The 17,819-nt window shown below is 71.0% G+C and carries 18 protein-coding genes; 16 read left to right on the top strand and 2 right to left on the bottom strand.

The window, feature by feature from the left end; translation table 11 throughout:
* Positions 1-4: 4 nt before the first annotated feature.
* From EV190_RS14185 to EV190_RS14130, 12 genes are all read left to right on the top strand, one after another.
* Complete coding sequence (locus EV190_RS14185; RefSeq protein WP_133742025.1) at positions 5-535, top strand: hypothetical protein; 531 nt, start codon at positions 5-7, stop codon at positions 533-535.
* Positions 536-750: 215 nt separating this feature from the next.
* Entirely contained in the window at positions 751-1,677 is a 927-nt protein-coding gene (pdxS, locus tag EV190_RS14180) for a pyridoxal 5'-phosphate synthase lyase subunit PdxS (RefSeq protein ID WP_133742069.1), read from the top strand.
* Between the two features lie 145 nt (positions 1,678-1,822).
* Positions 1,823-2,431, top strand: coding sequence for a Uma2 family endonuclease (locus tag EV190_RS14175; RefSeq protein WP_133742024.1), 609 nt, complete (start codon positions 1,823-1,825; stop codon positions 2,429-2,431).
* 146 nt (positions 2,432-2,577) lie between these two features.
* A complete protein-coding gene (gene pdxT, locus EV190_RS14170; protein ID WP_133742023.1) occupies positions 2,578-3,186 on the top strand; it encodes a pyridoxal 5'-phosphate synthase glutaminase subunit PdxT in 609 nt (202 codons plus the stop codon).
* Positions 3,183-3,932, top strand: coding sequence for a YebC/PmpR family DNA-binding transcriptional regulator (locus EV190_RS14165; RefSeq protein ID WP_133742022.1), 750 nt, complete (start codon positions 3,183-3,185; stop codon positions 3,930-3,932). Before pdxT ends, EV190_RS14165 begins: the two co-directional genes overlap by 4 nt.
* 134 nt (positions 3,933-4,066) lie before the next feature.
* Complete coding sequence (ruvC, locus tag EV190_RS14160) at positions 4,067-4,615, top strand: crossover junction endodeoxyribonuclease RuvC (protein ID WP_133742021.1); 549 nt, start codon at positions 4,067-4,069, stop codon at positions 4,613-4,615.
* 13 nt (positions 4,616-4,628) lie between these two features.
* Positions 4,629-5,246 (top strand): Holliday junction branch migration protein RuvA, encoded by a 618-nt coding sequence (gene ruvA / locus EV190_RS14155; RefSeq protein ID WP_133742020.1) that lies wholly within the window; start codon positions 4,629-4,631, stop codon positions 5,244-5,246.
* Positions 5,247-5,396: 150 nt separating this feature from the next.
* Positions 5,397-6,452 carry a Holliday junction branch migration DNA helicase RuvB gene (gene ruvB, locus EV190_RS14150; protein WP_133742019.1) on the top strand — a complete coding sequence of 352 codons (1,056 nt, stop codon included), beginning with the start codon at positions 5,397-5,399 and terminating at the stop codon, positions 6,450-6,452.
* 144 nt (positions 6,453-6,596) lie between these two features.
* Entirely contained in the window at positions 6,597-6,980 is a 384-nt protein-coding gene (yajC, locus tag EV190_RS14145) for a preprotein translocase subunit YajC (protein ID WP_133742018.1), read from the top strand.
* Positions 6,981-7,071: 91 nt separating this feature from the next.
* Positions 7,072-7,602, top strand: a complete 531-nt coding sequence (locus EV190_RS14140; RefSeq protein WP_133742017.1) for an adenine phosphoribosyltransferase — start codon at positions 7,072-7,074, stop codon at positions 7,600-7,602.
* Positions 7,603-8,192: 590 nt separating this feature from the next.
* Positions 8,193-10,364 carry a RelA/SpoT family protein gene (locus EV190_RS14135; protein ID WP_243742573.1) on the top strand — a complete coding sequence of 724 codons (2,172 nt, stop codon included), beginning with the start codon at positions 8,193-8,195 and terminating at the stop codon, positions 10,362-10,364.
* A 369-nt stretch (positions 10,365-10,733) separates the two neighbouring features.
* Entirely contained in the window at positions 10,734-11,066 is a 333-nt protein-coding gene (locus EV190_RS14130; protein WP_133742016.1) for a cupin domain-containing protein, read from the top strand.
* A gap of 72 nt (positions 11,067-11,138) precedes the next feature.
* Here EV190_RS14130 and EV190_RS14125 read toward each other — a convergent pair whose 3' ends face one another.
* Positions 11,139-12,371 carry a DUF349 domain-containing protein gene (locus EV190_RS14125; protein ID WP_133742015.1) on the bottom strand — a complete coding sequence of 411 codons (1,233 nt, stop codon included), beginning with the start codon at positions 12,369-12,371 and terminating at the stop codon, positions 11,139-11,141.
* 427 nt (positions 12,372-12,798) lie between these two features.
* Between EV190_RS14125 and EV190_RS14120 the strand changes: the two genes are divergently transcribed.
* The 4 genes from EV190_RS14120 to EV190_RS14110 all read left to right on the top strand — a co-directional run bounded on the left by EV190_RS14120 (position 12,799) and on the right by EV190_RS14110 (position 16,403).
* On the top strand, positions 12,799-13,488 hold the full coding sequence (locus EV190_RS14120) for an MBL fold metallo-hydrolase (RefSeq protein ID WP_133742014.1): 690 nt from the start codon (positions 12,799-12,801) through the stop codon (positions 13,486-13,488).
* Between the two features lie 153 nt (positions 13,489-13,641).
* Entirely contained in the window at positions 13,642-15,381 is a 1,740-nt protein-coding gene (gene aspS / locus EV190_RS14115) for an aspartate--tRNA ligase (RefSeq protein WP_133742013.1), read from the top strand.
* Positions 15,382-15,565: 184 nt separating this feature from the next.
* Positions 15,566-15,712, top strand: coding sequence for a hypothetical protein (locus tag EV190_RS23420; RefSeq protein WP_166655461.1), 147 nt, complete (start codon positions 15,566-15,568; stop codon positions 15,710-15,712).
* Positions 15,713-15,932: 220 nt separating this feature from the next.
* On the top strand, positions 15,933-16,403 hold the full coding sequence (locus tag EV190_RS14110) for a septum formation family protein (protein WP_133742012.1): 471 nt from the start codon (positions 15,933-15,935) through the stop codon (positions 16,401-16,403).
* A gap of 109 nt (positions 16,404-16,512) precedes the next feature.
* Here EV190_RS14110 and EV190_RS14105 read toward each other — a convergent pair whose 3' ends face one another.
* The gene (locus EV190_RS14105; protein ID WP_133742067.1) at positions 16,513-17,688 is read right to left on the bottom strand and encodes an IS30 family transposase; all 1,176 of its coding nucleotides are present in this window, start codon (positions 17,686-17,688) and stop codon (positions 16,513-16,515) included.
* Between the last annotated feature and the right edge of the window lie 131 nt (positions 17,689-17,819).

Below are 17,819 nucleotides of genomic sequence, written 5' to 3'. Positions count from 1 at the left end.
GGGGATGGACGCGCTCACCGCGGTCGGCGCCGTACTCGCGCTGCTGGTGCTGTTCTCCTTCTACCTGTCCTGGCGCGCGACCCGCCTGGACCGCCTGCACACCCGGCTGGAGACCGCGAACGCCGCCTTGGACGCGGCCCTGGCCAGACGCGGCGCGGTGGTCGCCGAACTGGCGGCGGCGGGGGTGCTGGGGCCCGCCGCCGGCGTGATCCTCTCCGACGCCGCGGCCCGGGCCCGCCGCGCCGAGGCCCGGGCGGACCGGGAGCTCGCCGAGAGCTCCCTGTCGCGCGCCCTGCGCGCGGTCCTGGCCGAGGCCGGGGACCCGCCGGAGGAGAGCGCCGACCTGCTCGCCGAGACGCGCGCGGCGGCCAAGCGCGTCTACATCGCCCGCCGCTTCTACAACGACGCGGTCAGCGCCATCCACACGGCCCGCTCGTCCCGTCTGGTCGGCGTCCTTCGGCTGGCCGGGAAGGCGGGGATGCCCGACTACTTCGAGATGGACGACGAGCCGCCGGAGCAGCCCGGGCGCGTGTGAACCCGCCGGGAATCACGGCGGGGCGTTCCCCGTTGTCCCAACGGGCCGACACTCCGCGGAGGCTTCCCGATCCCCGATGCCGATATGTCCTGGAAAGGATGTCAAGGCGAGGATCTACCATGGAAGACGCGAGTGCGGAGGCCGCCCGAGGCGGCCCGCGCCCGAACCAATAAGATCCTCCTCGCATCGAGGCGATAGCCGTGTCCACCGAGAACCTGGAGTCCACCGCCGTGACCAACACCCCCGAGAACACCACCGAAAGCACGGTCGGCACCACCCGCGTCAAGCGCGGTATGGCCGAGCAGCTCAAGGGCGGGGTGATCATGGACGTGGTCACGCCCGAGCAGGCCAAGATCGCCGAGGACGCGGGCGCGGTCGCCGTCATGGCGCTGGAGCGCGTGCCCGCCGACATCCGCAAGGACGGCGGCGTGGCCCGCATGTCCGACCCCGACATGATCGACGGCATCAAGGCCGCGGTGACCATCCCGGTCATGGCCAAGGTCCGCATCGGCCACTTCGTCGAGGCGCAGGTCCTGGAGTTCCTGCAGGTCGACTTCGTCGACGAGTCCGAGGTGCTGACCCCCGCCGACGAGGCGTACCACATCGACAAGTGGGCCTTCGAGGTCCCCTTCGTGTGCGGCGCCACCAACCTGGGCGAGGCGCTGCGCCGCATCGCCGAGGGCGCGGCCATGATCCGCTCCAAGGGCGAGGCCGGCACCGGAAACGTCGTCGAGGCCACCCGCCACATGCGCTCCATCCAGTCCGAGATCAGGCGCCTGTCCATCCTGGACGAGGCCGAGCTCTTCGGCGCCGCAAAGGAGCTGCGCGCCCCGTACGAGCTGGTCAAGGAGGTGGCGAAGCTCGGCAAGCTGCCCGTCCCGCTGTTCTCCGCCGGAGGCGTGGCCACCCCGGCCGACGCCGCGCTCATGCGCCAGCTCGGCGCGGAGAGCGTCTTCGTCGGCTCGGGCATCTTCAAGTCCGGCGACCCGGCCAAGCGTGCCGAGGCCATCGTCAAGGCCACCACCTTCTACGACGACCCCGCCACCATCGCCAGGGTCTCCCGGGGCCTGGGCGAGGCCATGGTCGGCATCAACCTGGACGACCTCGCCGACGGCCAGCGCTACGCGGACCGCGGCTGGTAGCGGTCACCGCCCGCGAACGGGGCGTCCGGTGCTGGCCACCGGGCGCCCCGCCCGCTTAGGATGGAAGGGCGGGCTGTCCGCGTTCTCCCGGACACGGAGGGTGGGTGGGACCTCTGCGATGAGCACTCCAAGGAAAGGAGTGCGCATGTCGGTCACCACGACAGGAACGAAAACGGCGGCGATGAGCGGCCGTCAGCCGCTCGACCCGTGGCCTTCGGAAACCCTGCGCGATGTCGCCGAGCGGATGACCGAGGTACTCCCTGGATACCGGATTGAGATCCTCGGAGGGAAACTCGTCGTGTCCCCCACCCCGACCGCCAAGCACAACGGGATCATCCGTCTGCTCCAACTCCAGTTGGATTCCCAGTTGCCCGCGGGAAAGGTGCCGCTGCAGACCACCTCCATCGAGGGCCCCGGCCCTGACCAGGACTACTGCACTCCCGATCTCCTGGCCCTCCCCGCTGAGGTCACGGATGAGGATGACTGGCTCTTCAGCGCGGACATCGTCGATAAACTCCGCGAGTATGCCGAGTGGGGGATCCCGCTCTACCTTCTGGTCGATCCCCGCGATGGCGCCGTGGTCGTGTACTCGGATCCGAGCCGGAGGGAGTACCGGGGAGTCCATCGGATGACCTTCGGGGACTCCGTCGTCCTTCCGGAGCCGCTCAGGGATGTCAAGCTCGACAGCTCCGGCTTTCGACGGTACGGGGAGAAGGAGAAGAGGACGGGCGCGCGGCGCGAGAAGAAGCCGTAAGGCGGTCCGGCCCATGGCGGACCGCCCGCTTCACCCGAGCGCTTAATCTGGTGAACGCGGGACCGGGCGGTATTCGCGAGCGCGGCCCGCGCCGCCGGGAGGGTTCCGGCGGGCCGTACACGCGAGCAGTTGAGCGAGGTCGCCCCTTGTCCGCCACACCCACCATCGGAGTGCTCGCCCTTCAGGGCGATGTCCGCGAACACGCGCGCGCGCTGGAGCGCGCGGGCGCCCGCGCCGTCGGGGTCCGGCGCCCCGAGGAGCTCGACGCGGTCGACGGACTGGTCATCCCGGGCGGGGAGTCCACCACGATGTGGAAGCTCGCCGTCGCCTTCGAGATGCTCGAACCCCTGCGCAAGCGCGTCGCCGCGGGGCTGCCCGCCTACGGCTCCTGCGCGGGCATGATCATGCTGGCCGACCGGATCGAGGACGGCGTCCAGGGCCAGGAGACCGTCGGCGGCATCGACATGACGGTCCGGCGTAACGCCTTCGGACGGCAGGTCGACTCCTTCGAGGCGCCCGTGACCGTGGACGGGGTGGACGGCGGCCCCTTCGAGGCGGTCTTCATCCGCGCCCCCTGGGTCGAGTCGGTCGGCGCGTCCGCCCGGGCGCTCGGGCACGTTTCCCAGGGAGACCGGGCCGGTAGGATCGTCGCGGTACGACAGGGGGGGCTGCTGGCAACCTCGTTCCACCCCGAGATCACCGGGGACGCGCGTATCCACCGGCTCTTCGTCGACATGGTGAAAGGAAACGCATGAGCGGCCACTCCAAGTGGGCCACCACCAAGCACAAGAAAGCCGTCATCGACGCCAAGCGGGGCAAGCTCTTCGCGAAGCTGATCAAGAACGTCGAGGTGGCGGCGCGCACGGGGGGCGGGGATCCCGACGGGAACCCCACGCTCTTCGACGCCATCCAGAAGGCCAAGAAGAACTCGGTCCCGCTGGACAACATCGAGCGCGCGCGCAAGCGCGGCGGCGGTGAGGAGGCGGGCGGCGCCGACTGGCAGACCATCATGTACGAGGGATACGCCCCGGGCGGTGTGGCGCTGCTGGTGGAGTGCCTCACCGACAACCGCAACCGCGCGGCCTCCGAGGTGCGCGTCGCGGTCACCCGCAACGGCGGCTCCATGGCCGACGCGGGCTCGGTGTCCTACCTGTTCAACCGCAAGGGCGTCGTCATCGTCCCCAAGGAGGGGACCACCGAGGACGACGTCACCCTCGCGGTGCTGGAGGCGGGAGCGGAGGACGTCAACGACCTGGGCGAGTCCTTCGAGATCATCAGCGAGGCCACCGACCTGGTCGCGGTGCGCACCGCCCTGCAGGAGGCGGGCATCGAGTACGAGTCGGCGGAGGCGAACTTCCTGCCGAGCATGGAGGTCCCGCTCGACGAGGACGCGGCCAAGAAGGTGATGCGCCTCGTGGACGCCCTGGAGGACTCCGACGACGTGCAGAACGTCTACACCAACGCCGACATCTCCGACGAGGTCCTGGAGAAGATCGGCTGAGCACACGCTCCACTCACGCGCGCCCCGGCACAGGTCCGGGGCGCGCGTGTCTGCGGGGCGCGCCGTCCGGGCCCGTGGCTGACAGCGCGGGCCGGTAGGCTCTGCGAACGAGCGTTCGACGATCAGGGGGACGGGTGCGCGTACTGGGGATCGACCCGGGGCTGACCAGGTGCGGCGTGGGGGTGGTGGACGGAGCCATCGGCCGTTCCCTCACCATGGTCGCGGCCGGGGCGATCCGCACTCCGGCCGACGCCGAACTCCCCGTGCGCCTGCTCGGCGTCGAGCAGGGGATCGAGGAGTGGCTGGACGAGCACCGGCCCGACGCCGTCGCCGTGGAGCGGGTCTTCGCCCAGCACAACGTCAGCACCGTGATGGGCACCGCGCAGGCCAGCGCCGTCGCCATCGTGTGCGCCGCGCGTCGCGGCCTGCCCGTCGCCCTGCACACCCCCAGCGAGGTCAAGGCCGCCATCACCGGGAGCGGCCGCGCCGACAAGGCCCAGGTGGGCATGATGGTGGCGCGGATCCTCAAACTCGACGGTCCGCCCCGGCCCGCCGACGCGGCCGACGCCGTGGCCCTGGCCATCTGCCACCTGTGGCGCGGCGGGGCGCAGGCCAGGGTCGCCCAGGCGCAGCAGGAGTTCGCCAGGAAGATCGAACTCGCCCGCCAGGCGCGCGGGCTCTAGGGAAAGAGGACCATTGATCGCGTTCCTGAGCGGCAGGGTCGCCGCCCGCGGCGCCGGATCGGCCGTCATCGAGGTGGGCGGGGTCGGCATGACCGTGCAGTGCACCCCGGCCACGCTGGCGCGGTTGCCGGTGGGGGAGCAGGCCACCGTCGCCACCGCCCTGGTGGTCCGCGAGGACTCCCTCACCCTGTTCGGCTTCGGCGACGACGACGAGCGCGACGTCTTCGAACGCCTCCAGAGCGCCAGCGGGGTCGGCCCGCGCCTGGCCCTGGCCATGCTCGCCGTGCACACCCCCGACTCGCTGCGCCGGGCCGTGGCGGCCGAGGACACCGGGGCGCTCGTCCAGGTGCCGGGCATCGGGAAGAAGGGCGCCCAGCGGATCGTCCTGGAACTGAAGGGCAAGCTCGGCGTGCCCGTCGGGGAGGACGGCCCGGTCGGGGCGCGGCACGTGGCCGGACCCGCCGCCCTGCCGTGGCGCCCGCAGGTGGTCTCCGGCCTGGTCAACCTCGGCTGGTCCGCGCGCGACGCCGAGTCCGCCGCCGACGCCGTCGCCGACGACGCGGAGGCGGGAGGGGACGCCGACGTCGCCGCCCTGCTGCGCAGCGCCCTCCGCAAACTGAGCCGGGCCTAGGATGTGCGGCCTTGGACCCCGCCCCACCGATGATCTTTACGTCAGCGCCCCCTGAGACGGACATCGCGGGGCGCTAACGTCACGATCGTCAACGGGCGTCGGTGACGGCGCCCCACTGGCGCCATGACCGCGCGGAGGAGGAGAGAACCGATGAGTGAGCACGAGCGGGACCTGGTCTCGCCGGAGGCGGATCTGGACGAGCGCGCCGTCGAGGGCGCGCTCCGGCCCAAGAGCCTGGACGAGTTCGTCGGCCAGGAGCGCGTGCGCGAACAGCTCTCCCTGGTGCTGCGCAGCGCCCAGCGGCGCGGCAAGGCGCCCGACCACATCCTGATGTCGGGCGGTCCCGGCCTGGGCAAGACCACCCTGGCCATGATCATCGCCGCCGAGCTGGGCTCCTCGCTGCGCATCACCTCGGGGCCCGCGATCGAGCGTTCGGGGGACCTGGCGGCCGTGCTGTCCACCCTGCACGAGGGCGAGGTCCTGTTCCTGGACGAGATCCACCGCATGGCGCGTCCGGCGGAGGAGATGCTGTACGTCGCCATGGAGGACTTCCGGGTGGACGTCGTGGTCGGAAAGGGGCCCGGAGCGACCGCCATCCCGCTCGACATCGCGCCGTTCACCCTGGTGGGGGCCACCACCAGGGCAGGGATGCTGCCCGCGCCGCTGCGTGACCGGTTCGGTTTCGTCGCGCACATGGACTTCTACCGGCCCGACGAGCTGGAGCTCATCCTGCGCCGCTCGGCGGGCCTGCTGGGCGCGGACCTCGCCCCCGACGCCGCCGTCGAGATCGCCGGACGCTCGCGCGGCACCCCCCGGATCGCCAACCGGCTGCTGCGCCGGGTCCGCGACTACGCGGAGGTGCGCGGCGACGGCCGGCTCACCCTGGAGACCGCCCGCGCCGCGCTCAGCCTCTACGAGGTCGACGACGAGGGCCTGGACCGACTGGACCGCGCGGTCCTGACCGCGCTGCTGCGCCGCTTCCGGGGAGGGCCCGTCGGGCTGTCCACACTCGCGGTGTCGGTGGGGGAGGAGCCCGAGACCGTGGAGGTCGTCGCCGAGCCCTTCCTGGTCAGGTCCGGTTTCATCGCCCGCACCCCCCGCGGCAGGGTCGCCACCGCGGAGGCGTGGGCGCACATGGGACTGACCCCGCCGCCCGACGCGGCCTTCGGCGCGGGCGCCCTGTTCGGAGCGGCCGAGGAGCCGTAGGCTGGGAGGAGCGTGAACCCGCCGCCCGCCGCCCGCACCATCGCGGGGAACACCGGCCGGGGTTCGTTCGTTGGAGCAGGGCGTGCCGCCAATGTGCCTCCCCGCAGACCGGCGCGGTTCAGGAAAACCAGGAAAGGACGCCCCGTGCAGGGCCTAATCAATCTCGCAGCGCAGCCACAGGGCCAAGGCTCCGGCCTGATCGGCCAGGTGCTGATCTTCGTCCTCATCATCGCCGTCTTCTACCTGCTGTTCTTCAGGCCGCAGCAGAAGCGCCGCCAGCAGGAGCTCCAGATGCAGAGCGCGCTGACGCCCGGCACCGAGGTGATGACCAAGGCGGGGATCTACGGCACCATCGTGGAGGTCCACGACGACGACGTCGAGCTGGAGATCTCGCCCGGCACCCGCATCCGCATGGTCAAAGCCGGTGTCGGGGAGGTCATCACCCCGCAGGAGCCCGACGACGACACCCCGGTCGAGGACCGCCCCGACTTCGGGAACGACTCCGGTGACGGCCAGGACAAGTCCTGACGGTTCCCCCATAGACTTCACCCCGGTACCGGTTCCGCCTCGCGGGACCGGTACCGTCTTTCGTCACCGAACCGAGAAGGCCCTCCCACCCATGACCACTGACCTGCTCGCGCTCATCGCCCGGCACGTGCGCGACATCGCCGACTACCCCCGACCGGGAGTGGTGTTCAAGGACATCACCCCGCTGCTCGCCGACCCCGCCGGGTTCGCGGCGGTGGTCAAGGCCATCGCCGGACCGCTCGCCGGAGAGCGGATCGACCTGGTCGCCGGGCTGGAGGCGCGCGGTTTCATCTTCGGCGCCCCCGTCGCACTGGAACTGGGCGCGGGCTTCGTCCCCCTGCGGAAAGCCGGGAAACTGCCCGCGGCGACCTTCGCCGAGTCCTATGATCTCGAGTACGGCACCGCGACGGTCGAGGTGCACGCGGACGCGATCTCCCCCGGCAGCCGTGTGCTCATCGTCGACGACGTGCTCGCCACCGGCGGCACCGGACGGGCCGCGGTGGACCTGGTGCGCCGCGCGGGTGGTACCGTCGTGGAATTCTCGGTCCTCATGGAACTGGGGTTCCTCGAAGGACGCGAGAAACTGTCCGACGTCGAGCTGCGTGCTCTGACCACGGTCTGACGGCCCGCAAGGGCGGGGACATCCGGGACACTCCCGTTCCACCGCACTGACGTGCGGAGATCTCCCCCGCAGTGGCGTCTAGACTGGGGAATGGCGGCATCGCGGCGCCGCGTTGGAAGACGTACGGGTGTTCCGGGCACCCGCATCACTCATCGAACCGGTGCGTCGGGTGTCGACGACGACGTCCCATCACCTCGGTCCGTACGAACCGGCAGGCGGTCGTGGTGATCAGCCGGTCCAGCCGCGGGAGGTTGTCCATGCGCAGTGAAATGGTCTCGACCGAAGCGGAGCCCGCACGCCCCGACGACACGCCCGACGCGGTGTCCCGGCCCACGCCGGGGGCCTTCCCGCCGGGCGGGGACGAGCGGCGCGCCGAGTGTCAGGGGGGTGCCGCCTCCGACGCGGCGCCCCACGCCTCCGAGCCGCCCGCCCCCGAACCACCAGCCCCCTCCACGATCGGCGCCTCAGCGTCGGGTGAGACCCATGACGACGCTGACGCCCGTCCCGCCTCCACGACGTCCCCCGGTCCGTCGTCCACGGTGCGAGTACGACGCAGACTCGCGAGACTCGGTGCTCAGCGGGGAGCGACAATGAACCCGGTCCTCGAACCACTCATCAAGACCGTCCGCGCGACGCACCCCAAGATGGACGTGCGCCTCATCGAGCGCGCCTACGATGTCGCCGCGCACCACCACCGCGACCAGAAGCGCAAGAGCGGCGACCCCTACATCACGCACCCCCTCGCGGTGGCCACGATCCTGGCCGAGCTCGGCATGCAGGAGCCGACCATCGCCGCGGCGCTGCTGCACGACACGGTCGAGGACACCTCCTACACCCTCGACCAGCTGCGCGCCGACTTCGGCGACGAGATCGCCGAACTCGTCGACGGCGTCACCAAGCTCGACAAGGTCAAGTACGGCGAGGCCACCCAGGCCGAGACCGTGCGCAAGATGGTCGTGGCGATGTCGCGGGATATCAAGGTCCTGGTCATCAAGCTGTGCGACCGGCTGCACAACATGCGGACCCTGCGCTATCTGCCGCAGGCCAAGCGGGAGAAGAAGGCCCGCGAGACGCTGGAGATCTTCGCCCCGCTCGCCCACCGCCTGGGCATGAACACCATCAAGTGGGAGCTCGAGGACCTCGCGTTCGCGACCATGTACCCCAAGCGCTTCGACGAGATCGCCCGCCTGGTCTCCGAGCGCTCCCCGCGCCGGGACGTCTACCTCCAGGACGTCATAGAGGCGGTCTCGGCGGACCTGCGCGAGGCCAGGATCAAGGCGACGGTGCGCGGCCGCCCCAAGCACTACTACTCGATCTACCAGAAGATGATCGCCCGCAACGTCGGGTTCGACGACATCTACGACCTCGTCGGCATCAGGGTCCTCGTCGACAGCGTCCGCGACTGCTACGCGGCGCTCGGCACCATCCACGCGCGCTGGAATCCGGTGCCGGGGCGGTTCAAGGATTACATCGCGATGCCGAAGTTCAACATGTACCAGTCGCTGCACACCACGGTGATCGGTCCCGCCGGAAACCCGGTCGAACTCCAGATCCGCACCCGCGCCATGCACCGGCGCGCCGAGTACGGCATCGCCGCGCACTGGAAGTACAAGGAGGACCGCAACTCCGGAGGAGCCAAGGCCAAGAGCGCGTCCAACGACATGGCCTGGCTGCGCCAGCTCATCGACTGGCAGCAGGAGACCAAGGACCCGGGCGAGTTCCTGGAGGCGCTCCGCTTCGACCTGTCGGTGCAGGAGGTCTTCGTCTTCACCCCCGGCGGCGACGTCATCGCGCTGCCCCAGAGCGCGACCGCCGTGGACTTCGCCTACGCGGTGCACACCGAGGTCGGCCACCGCACCGTGGGCGTGCGGGTCAACGGCCGCCTGGTGTCGCTGGACAGCGAGCTGCACAACGGCGAGACCGTGGAGATCATCACCGCCAAGACCGACGACGCGGGCCCCAGCCGCGACTGGCTGAACTTCGTCAAGAGCGCCCGCGCCCGCAACAAGATCCGGCAGTGGTTCACCAAGGAGCGCCGCGAGGCGGCGATCGAGCAGGGCAAGGACGCCATAGCCAAGGTCATGCGCAAGCAGGAGCTGCCGGTCAAGCGGCTGTTCAGCGGCGAGCTGATGATCGCGCTCGCGCACGACCTGCGATATCCCGACCTGGACGCGCTGTACGCGGCCGTCGGCGAGAACCAGATCAGCGCCCAGAACGTCGTCGAGAAGCTCGTCGGCTCCATGGGCGGCCTGGAGAACGCCGAAGAGGACATGGCCGAGACCGCCACGCCCACCCGCACGTCCCGCCAGCGGGTCGCGGGCAACCCCGGCGTGGTGGTCCAGGGGGACCCGGACGTGTGGGTGAGGCTGTCCAAGTGCTGCACGCCCGTGCCGGGCGATCCCATCGTGGGCTTCGTCACCCGGGGCGCGGGTGTCTCGGTGCACCGCAGCGACTGCGTCAACACCAAGCACCTCGACCCGGAGCGCATGGTGGAGGTGCAGTGGCAGCCGACCGAGAACTCCATGTTCCTGGTGGCCCTGCAGGTGGAGGCGCTGGACCGCACGCGCCTGCTGTCCGACATCACCCGGGTGCTGTCGGACCAGCACGTCAACATCCTGTCGGCGACCGTGCACACCAGCCGGGACCGGGTCGCGCTGAGCCGCTTCACCTTCGAGATGGCCGACCCCGCCCACCTGGGGCACGTGCTCAAGGCGGTACGCGGGGTGGACGGCGTCTACGACGTCTACCGGATGCGCAACTAGGAGACCTCCGGCGCGGGGGATCGGCGCGGGTGCTTCGGGCGGGTCCTTCCGCCTCGTGCCACGCGGATCGCGAGGTGGCGGCGGGCGGGGCTGGAGGCCCGCGTGTCCCCGCCGGGTGTCCGTGACGCGGAGGTTCGGGGACCGGTTCCGACCTCACTCGGAATGGTCGTGAGCTTTCCGCCCTTTCAGGCACCGAAACGGGCAGAGGGCTCAAGACCATCGGGCAGGACCTCTGTGGAGACCCGCCCCCCGCAGAGCCCCGGACGCCCCCGCGCCGGGAACTCCGCGGTGTCCCGGCCCCGGGGCCCGCGGCCGACGCCCCGGGGGTGTCGTCCCCCGAGAGACGGCGGCTGCGGGCAGACTGGGCGTATGCGGAAACTCTCACTGGACGCGCTCGCCGAACAGCAGCTGAGGCGGGCGGCCGAGGCGTCGTCGGGGCGCAGCGCCACCACTGTCCACGGCGGCCACGAGCACGCGCTGCGCCAGACCCTGCTCGCGCTGACCGAGGGAAGGTCGCTGGACGACCATCCCAGCCCCGGGGAGAGCACCCTGTTCGTGCTGCGCGGCAGGGTGCGCCTCACCTCGGGAGACGACGCCTGGGACGCGCGCTCCGGAGACCTGCTGATCCTCCCCCGGGCGACGCACGCCCTGCACGCGCTGGCCGACTCGGCGCTGCTCCTCACCGTGGTGATGCCCCGCTGACCGGACGCGGAACGGGCCTGTCCGGACCGGGGGTGTCCGGACAGGCCCGCTCGGTCACGGGGAGGGCGGGCCTCAGCTCATCTCCTCCAGCGCCCGCTCGGCCTCGGCGAGCCAGGAGCGGCGGGCCTCCAGCGACTCCTCGGCCTCGCGCGCCTTGCGGTCGTTCCCGGCCTCGCGCGCCTTGGACAGCTGCTTCTCCAGGCCCTCGATGGACCCGCGGAGCTGGCTGACGGTGGCCTCGGCGCGGGCGCGCGCCTCGGGGTTGGTGCGCTGCCACTCCTGGTCCTCGGCCTTGCGCACGGCCTCCTCGATCTTGCGGAAGGCGCCTTCGAGGCGCTCCCGGGTGTCGCGCGGCGCCGCGCCGGCCTCCTCCCAGCGCTCCTGGAAGTCGCGCAGCCTCGCGCGGGCCTCGCGCGGGTCGGTGACCGGGAGCAGCTCCTGGCGGGCCTCCTCCAGCAGCTTCTCCTTGACCTCGGCGTTGCCGCGCAGTTCGGCGTCGCGTTCGGCGAAGACGGAGTTGCGGGCGGCGAAGAAGCGGTCCTGGGCGCCCTTGAAGCGCTCCCACAGGGCGTCCTCGGTGGCGCGGTCGGCGCGTCCGGTGGACTTCCACTGCTGCATCAGGTCCCGGTAGCGGCCCGCTGTGGCCCCCCAGTCGGTGGAGTCGGCGATCGCCTCGGCCTCGGTGACGATGCGCTCCTTGTCGTGGCGCACGTGCTCGCGCTGCTCGTCCAGCCCGGCGAAGTAGGCCTTGCGCCGCTTGGAGAAGGCGTTGCGGGCGGTGGACATGCGCTTCCACAGGGCCTGCTCGGTGGGACGGTCGGCACGCGGGGCGGCCTTCCACTCCTCGATGAGCTGGCGCATGCGCTCGCCGCCGGTCTTCCAGTGCGTCGTCTCCTCGGCCACGCGCTCGGCCTCGGCGACGATGCGCTCCTTGGTCTCGCGGGCCTGCCCCCGGGCCTGCTCCTGGGCCTGCTTCTGCTCGGCCTTGCGGTGCTCGGCCCGCTCCGAGAGCGCGTCCAGGCGCCTGCCCAGCGACTCCAGGTCGCCGACGGCCTGGGCGTCGGTCACGGCCGAACGGAGCTTCTGCACGCTGGACATCGCCTGCGCGGCGGACAGGTCGGTGGTGGCCAGGCGCTTCTCCAGCAGCTCGACCTCGGTCAGCAGCGACTCGTACTTGCGCGTGAAGAAGGCCAGGGCCTCCTCCGGATCGCCCGCCTGCCATGACCCGACGACACGTTCGCCCTCGCTCGTGCGCACATAGACCGTGCCGTCGTCGTCTACGCGGCCCCAGGGGTCCGTGGTCACCGTGTCCTCCTGCTGTGATGAGCCTGATGTCGTCAGGTCTGTGTGGTCGTGACAGCGTGCCACCGGCACCGCGCCCCGGATGCGGATCCTCGCCGGATCGGCGGCGCGTTGGGAGTGGTGGGCACGAATCTACCCGCATCCGCTGAATCGACCTGTGTTGTCGCTGCCCAGAGTGCGTCGAATACGGTCCGGGCACGGACCAATATGGCACTGTCAAGGCGTTTGGCAAAGAGTCACGGGCTGCGTGGTGACCGAATGGTGATGATTGGGGCGGCTCGGTGACCGTCCGCAGTCCCGCCCGGCCGCTCCCCGAGCTGCGGCGGAACCGCCGGAAGGGTAATGGTTCGCCGCCCGCCGCCGTCCTCGGTACGCTCGGGGGCAACCGACCGTCGACACCCGCGCCCTGGAAACGAGGTCAGCCCCGACCGTGCTCATCGCAGGTTTTCCCGCCGGACCGCTCGCGGCGAACTGCTACGTGGTCGCCCCGGAGGCGGGGGCGGAGTGCGTGGTCGTCGACCCGGGCCAGCAGGCCGGGAGCGGCCTCGCGGGCCTCCTCGCCGAGCACGGCCTGACGCCCGCGGCCGTACTGCTCACGCACGGCCACTTCGACCATGTCTGGTCGGCCGCGCAGATGTGCGAGGAGTACGGTGTCGCGGCCCACGGACACGCCGCGGACCGCGCGCTGCTGGCCGACCCCGCCAAGGGGGTGGACCCGGGCCTCGCCGCGCAGCTGTCGGCACTGTTCGGGGGCGAGCGGCTGCGCGAGCCGGACCGGGTCGTCGAGGTCTCCGACGGCGAGACCCTGCGCCTGGCGGGCCTGGAGATCGGCGTGGCGCACGCGCCGGGCCACACGCCCGGCTCGGTCGTCTACACGCTGCCCGCGGCGGAGGGGCGCCCCGAGGCGCTGCTCACCGGGGACCTGCTGTTCGCCGGGTCCATCGGGCGCAGCGACTTCCCCGGCGGCGACCACGCCGAGATCCTGCGCAGCCTGGCCCGGGTCTGCCTGAGCCGCCCGGACGACACCGCGGTCCTGCCGGGCCACGGCCCCCGGACCACCGTCGGCCGGGAGCGCGCCACCAACCCCTTCCTGCGCGGCCTCCGGGAACGGGAACAGTGAACGACGGGACGACCGGTACCGGCCCGCGCGCGGGTTCGGGCGCTCAGCCGCCGCACAGACGAGATACCGGCACCGGTTCCGCCGTCGCGGAACCGGTCGACCGTGCACGTCAGGCAAGATGAGACAGTCCGAAACCTTTGAAGGAGAACCCCGTTGATCCGCACGCATGACGCGGGCACGCTGCGCGCCGAGCATGCCGACGAGACCGTAGTCCTGGCCGGTTGGGTGGCCCGCCGCCGCGACCACGGCGGCGTCGTCTTCCTGGACCTGCGCGAAGCCTCCGGCGTGGTCCAGGTCGTGGTACGCGAGGACGACCTCGCCCACGACCTCCGCTCGGAGTACTGCATCAAGGTGACCGGCACCGTCCGGGTCCGCCCCGAGGGCAACGAGAACCAGGACATCGCCACCGGCGCCGTCGAGGTCGTCGCCACCGAGATCGAGGTCCTGAGCGAGGCCGCCCCGCTGCCGTTCCCCCTGGACGGCTCCCAGGAGGTCTCCGAGGAGGCCCGGCTGCGCTACCGCTACCTGGACATCCGCCGCCCCGAGCGCGCGGCCGCGCTGCGCGCCCGCTCCAAGGCCACGTACGTGGTGCACGACGTCATGCGCGAGCACGGCTTCGTCAACGTCGAGACCCCGTACCTCACCCGTTCCACCCCCGAGGGGGCCCGGGACTTCCTCGTGCCGGTGCGCCTGCAGCCCGGTCACTGGTACGCGCTGCCGCAGTCCCCGCAGCTGTTCAAGCAGCTGCTCATGGTGGGCGGCATGGAGCGCTACTACCAGATCGCGCGCTGCTTCCGGGACGAGGACTTCCGCGCCGACCGGCAGCCGGAGTTCACCCAGATCGACATCGAGATGAGCTTCGTCGACCAGGAAGACGTCATCGGGGTCGGCGAGCAGCTGGTGGCCCGGCTGTGGAGCGAGGTCCTCGGCCACGAGGTCCCGCTGCCGCTGCCGCGCATGCCGTTCCTGGAGGCGATGGACCGCTTCGGCTCGGACAAGCCGGACCTGCGGTTCGGCCAGGAGCTGACCGAACTCACCGGCCTGTTCGCCGACACCACCTTCCGGGTCTTCCAGGCGCCCTACGTCGGCGCCGTGGTGATGCCGGGCGGCGCCTCCCAGACCCGCAAGCAGCTCGACGGCTGGCAGGACTGGGCCAAGGCCCGCGGCGCCAAGGGCCTGGCGTACGTCCTGGTCCAGGCGGACGGAACGCTGGGCGGACCCGTCGCGAAGAACCTGTCCGAGACCGAGAGGTCGGGGCTGCTGGAGGCGGTCGGGGCCGAGCCCGGCGACGCGGTCTTCTTCGCTGCCGGAGCGCGCCGCGCCTCCCAGGAGCTGCTGGGAGCGGCCCGCCTGGAGATCGGCAACCGGCTGGGGCTCGTCGACGAGTCCCAGTGGTCCTTCCTGTGGGTGGTGGACGCCCCCATGTTCGAGGAGGACGGCGAGGGCGGCTGGACCTCGGTGCACCACCCGTTCACCGGCCCCAAGCCGGAGTTCGCCGACACCTTCCACGAGGACCCGGCCAACGCGCTGGCCTACGCCTACGACATGGTGTGCAACGGTTCGGAGATCGGCGGCGGCTCCATTCGTATCCACCGCGGCGAGGTCCAGCAGCGCGTCTTCGAGACCCTGGGGATCAGCAAGTCCGAGGCCGAGTCCAAGTTCGGCTTCCTGCTGGAGGCGTTCAAGTTCGGCCCGCCGCCGCACGGCGGCATCGCGTTCGGGTGGGACCGGATCATCACCCTGCTGACCGGGGGGGACTCGATCCGCGACGTCATCGCCTTCCCCAAGACCGCCTCGGGCGGCGACCCGCTGACGGGCGCGCCGACGCCGATCACGGCGGCGCAGCGCAGGGAGGCGGGCGTCGACGCGGTACCGGAAGACAAGGAGTCCTGACCGTCCCGTGCCGGGCAGGGAGCACACCGGGGCCGCGCGCCGAGAGGGCGCGCGGCCCCGGTCCGCGTTCCCGCCCCGAAAGCTGTGTGGATGACCGCTTGGGCAAGAGCGCGTCGGTGATCCCGCGGAGCATGGGCTCTCGGCTCCTCGAGCAGAGGCGGGAGCACGGCGGGCAGGTGTGCGGGTGGAGCAGTGGGACCTGGCCGCCGGGGAGGTCGCGGGACCGGCGGGGGTCGTGGTGGCCACGCCGCCACGTACGGCCTGGGACCGCGCCCGGTGCCTGCCACGCCTGGAGGCGGTGGCCGCGTCGGACCGGGTTCCGCGCCATTGACCAGACGATGGACCCGGGGCCGGCCCACCCGGCCCGGCCTTTTTCGTGTCAGGGCGAACCAAAAGCACCGCAAGGGCGTCATACCCGGCGTGTATGAACGTGGGGTGTCCGTTCGCCCCGCGCGGATGACCACATGCGGGCGGACGGGGAAACCGGCTATCGCTTGTCCCCGTTTACCGATATCTTAAACCCCTCATATCCTCAGCAATATGGAGCTTTCATGACTTCTGGGACCTTCCGGTCGGCTGCCGGCCGTGGAGCCGCCGCCACCGCGATCGCCGGTACGGTTCTGGCGCTGTCCGGCTGCGGCATCCTCGAGCAGCTCGCCGGTGACGACGTCTTCACCCTCGTGGTCGGCGACTGCCTGAGCAGCTCCACCGGTGAGGGCGAGGTCTCCTCCGTTCCCACCGTGGACTGCGCGGAGCCGCACGACTCCGAGGTGTACGCGAGCCACATGATCGCCGACGGCGCCTACCCCGGCGAGGACGCCATCTACACGGAGGCCGAGGAGGTGTGCACGACGGAGTTCGAGACCTTCGTCGGTATGGCCTACCTGGACTCCGAGCTGGACTTCGAGTACCTCTACCCGACCGAGGACTCCTGGAACGAGCTGGACGACCGCGAGATCCTGTGCATGGTCGTCGACCCCGCGGGCCAGACCACCGGCAGCCTCGAGGGCGCCGCGCGCTAGGAAGCGGTGTTCCGCCGGGGCGGTCGGACGACCGCCGCCCGCCCCGGACACGTGAAGGCCCCCACCGGTGATACGGCGGATTCAACGGGTTCTCGCAACACCTCGTTGATTAGACGAGTGTAAGCAGACGCTCGGCTGGGGTTTCCCAGCCGAGCGTTTTGCGTGGTCGACCGTTCAGCTTCTGAGCGACATGCTCCAGATCCAGCGGGCTGTGCACTGACAGGTCGGTGCCCTTGGGAAAGTACTGGCGCAACAGCCCGTTGGTGTTCTCGTTCGACCCGCGCTGCCAAGGAGAGGCGGGGTCGCAGAAGAACACCGGCACCCCCGTAGCCACCGAGAACGTCCTGTGGCCGGCCATCTCGCTGCCCTGATCCCAGGTCAACGAACCGCGCAGATGTTCGGGCAGCTCACCGATCAGAGCGCTCAGCACACCCCCGACCGCCTCGGCGGTGTGCTCACCGGGCAGATGCCCGAGCAGCACGTACCGGGTGGAGCGCTCGACCAGGGTGATGATCGCGGACTTGTTGCCCGCTCCGAGGATGAGATCGCCCTCCCAACGCCCAGGAACGGCACGGTCTTCGGCCTCGGCGGGACGCTCGCTGATCACCACCATCTCATCGACGAACCGGCTCTGCCTGCGCTCGGGTGAGCGGTGCGGCTTGCGTCGGATCCGGCCGGTGCGCAGCGCGGCGGCGACCTCGCGCTTGAGCCCGCCCCGGGCCTGGACGTAGAGCGCTTGGTAGATGGTTTCGTGGCTCACACGCATGTCCTGGTCATCGGGGTGCTCTTGAACGAGCCGTTGGCTGATCTGCTCCGGAGACCATTGTTCCTCCAACCCCTGGGCGACGTAGTCGCGCAAAGGGCCGGGGCAGGCGAGCTTGGCAGGTTTGGGACGTGCCCGCCCGGCAACCGCCCGGCGCTGGGCCGCATAGGCACCATAGGAGCCGTCCGGGCTGCGATGGTGGTCGAGCTCACGCTTGATCGTGGACGCGGGGTGCCCCAGATCGCGGCCGATCGCTCGCAGGCTCCACCCCGCCCGGTCCGGGTCCGCGATCCGTTCCCGTTCTCGCAGGGTCAAAAAGCGCGGGTGGACCGGTCTTTCGAGCGCGGTCATGGTGGGTGCGGGGGTGGTCATGGACTCCATGGTGGTCTGCCCGGTGGAGTAGTTCACCCGGCGACCATCGGGGTAGATCCTGGAGTTGCCGGACTTGCGTACCCCGCGGTCCCAGTCTTTGGCGGTGCGCTCGTTGATCCCGACCCGCCGGGCGGCCTCGCGGCGAGGCACAGCGCGTCTGCGTAGGCGTTCGTAGTCCTTGTGGGCTGGGTGGGGGCGTTGCTGGCGCCGGGAGCGCAGCCCTGCTTTGCGTGCCCACCCGAACGCGGTGTTGCGATTGATCCCCAGCTCTCGGGCTGTCT

The organism is Actinorugispora endophytica (genome assembly GCF_004363075.1).
Taxonomy (GTDB): Bacteria; Actinomycetota; Actinomycetes; order Streptosporangiales; family Streptosporangiaceae; genus Actinorugispora; species Actinorugispora endophytica.
This window is presented reverse-complemented; position numbering and strand designations above follow the sequence as displayed.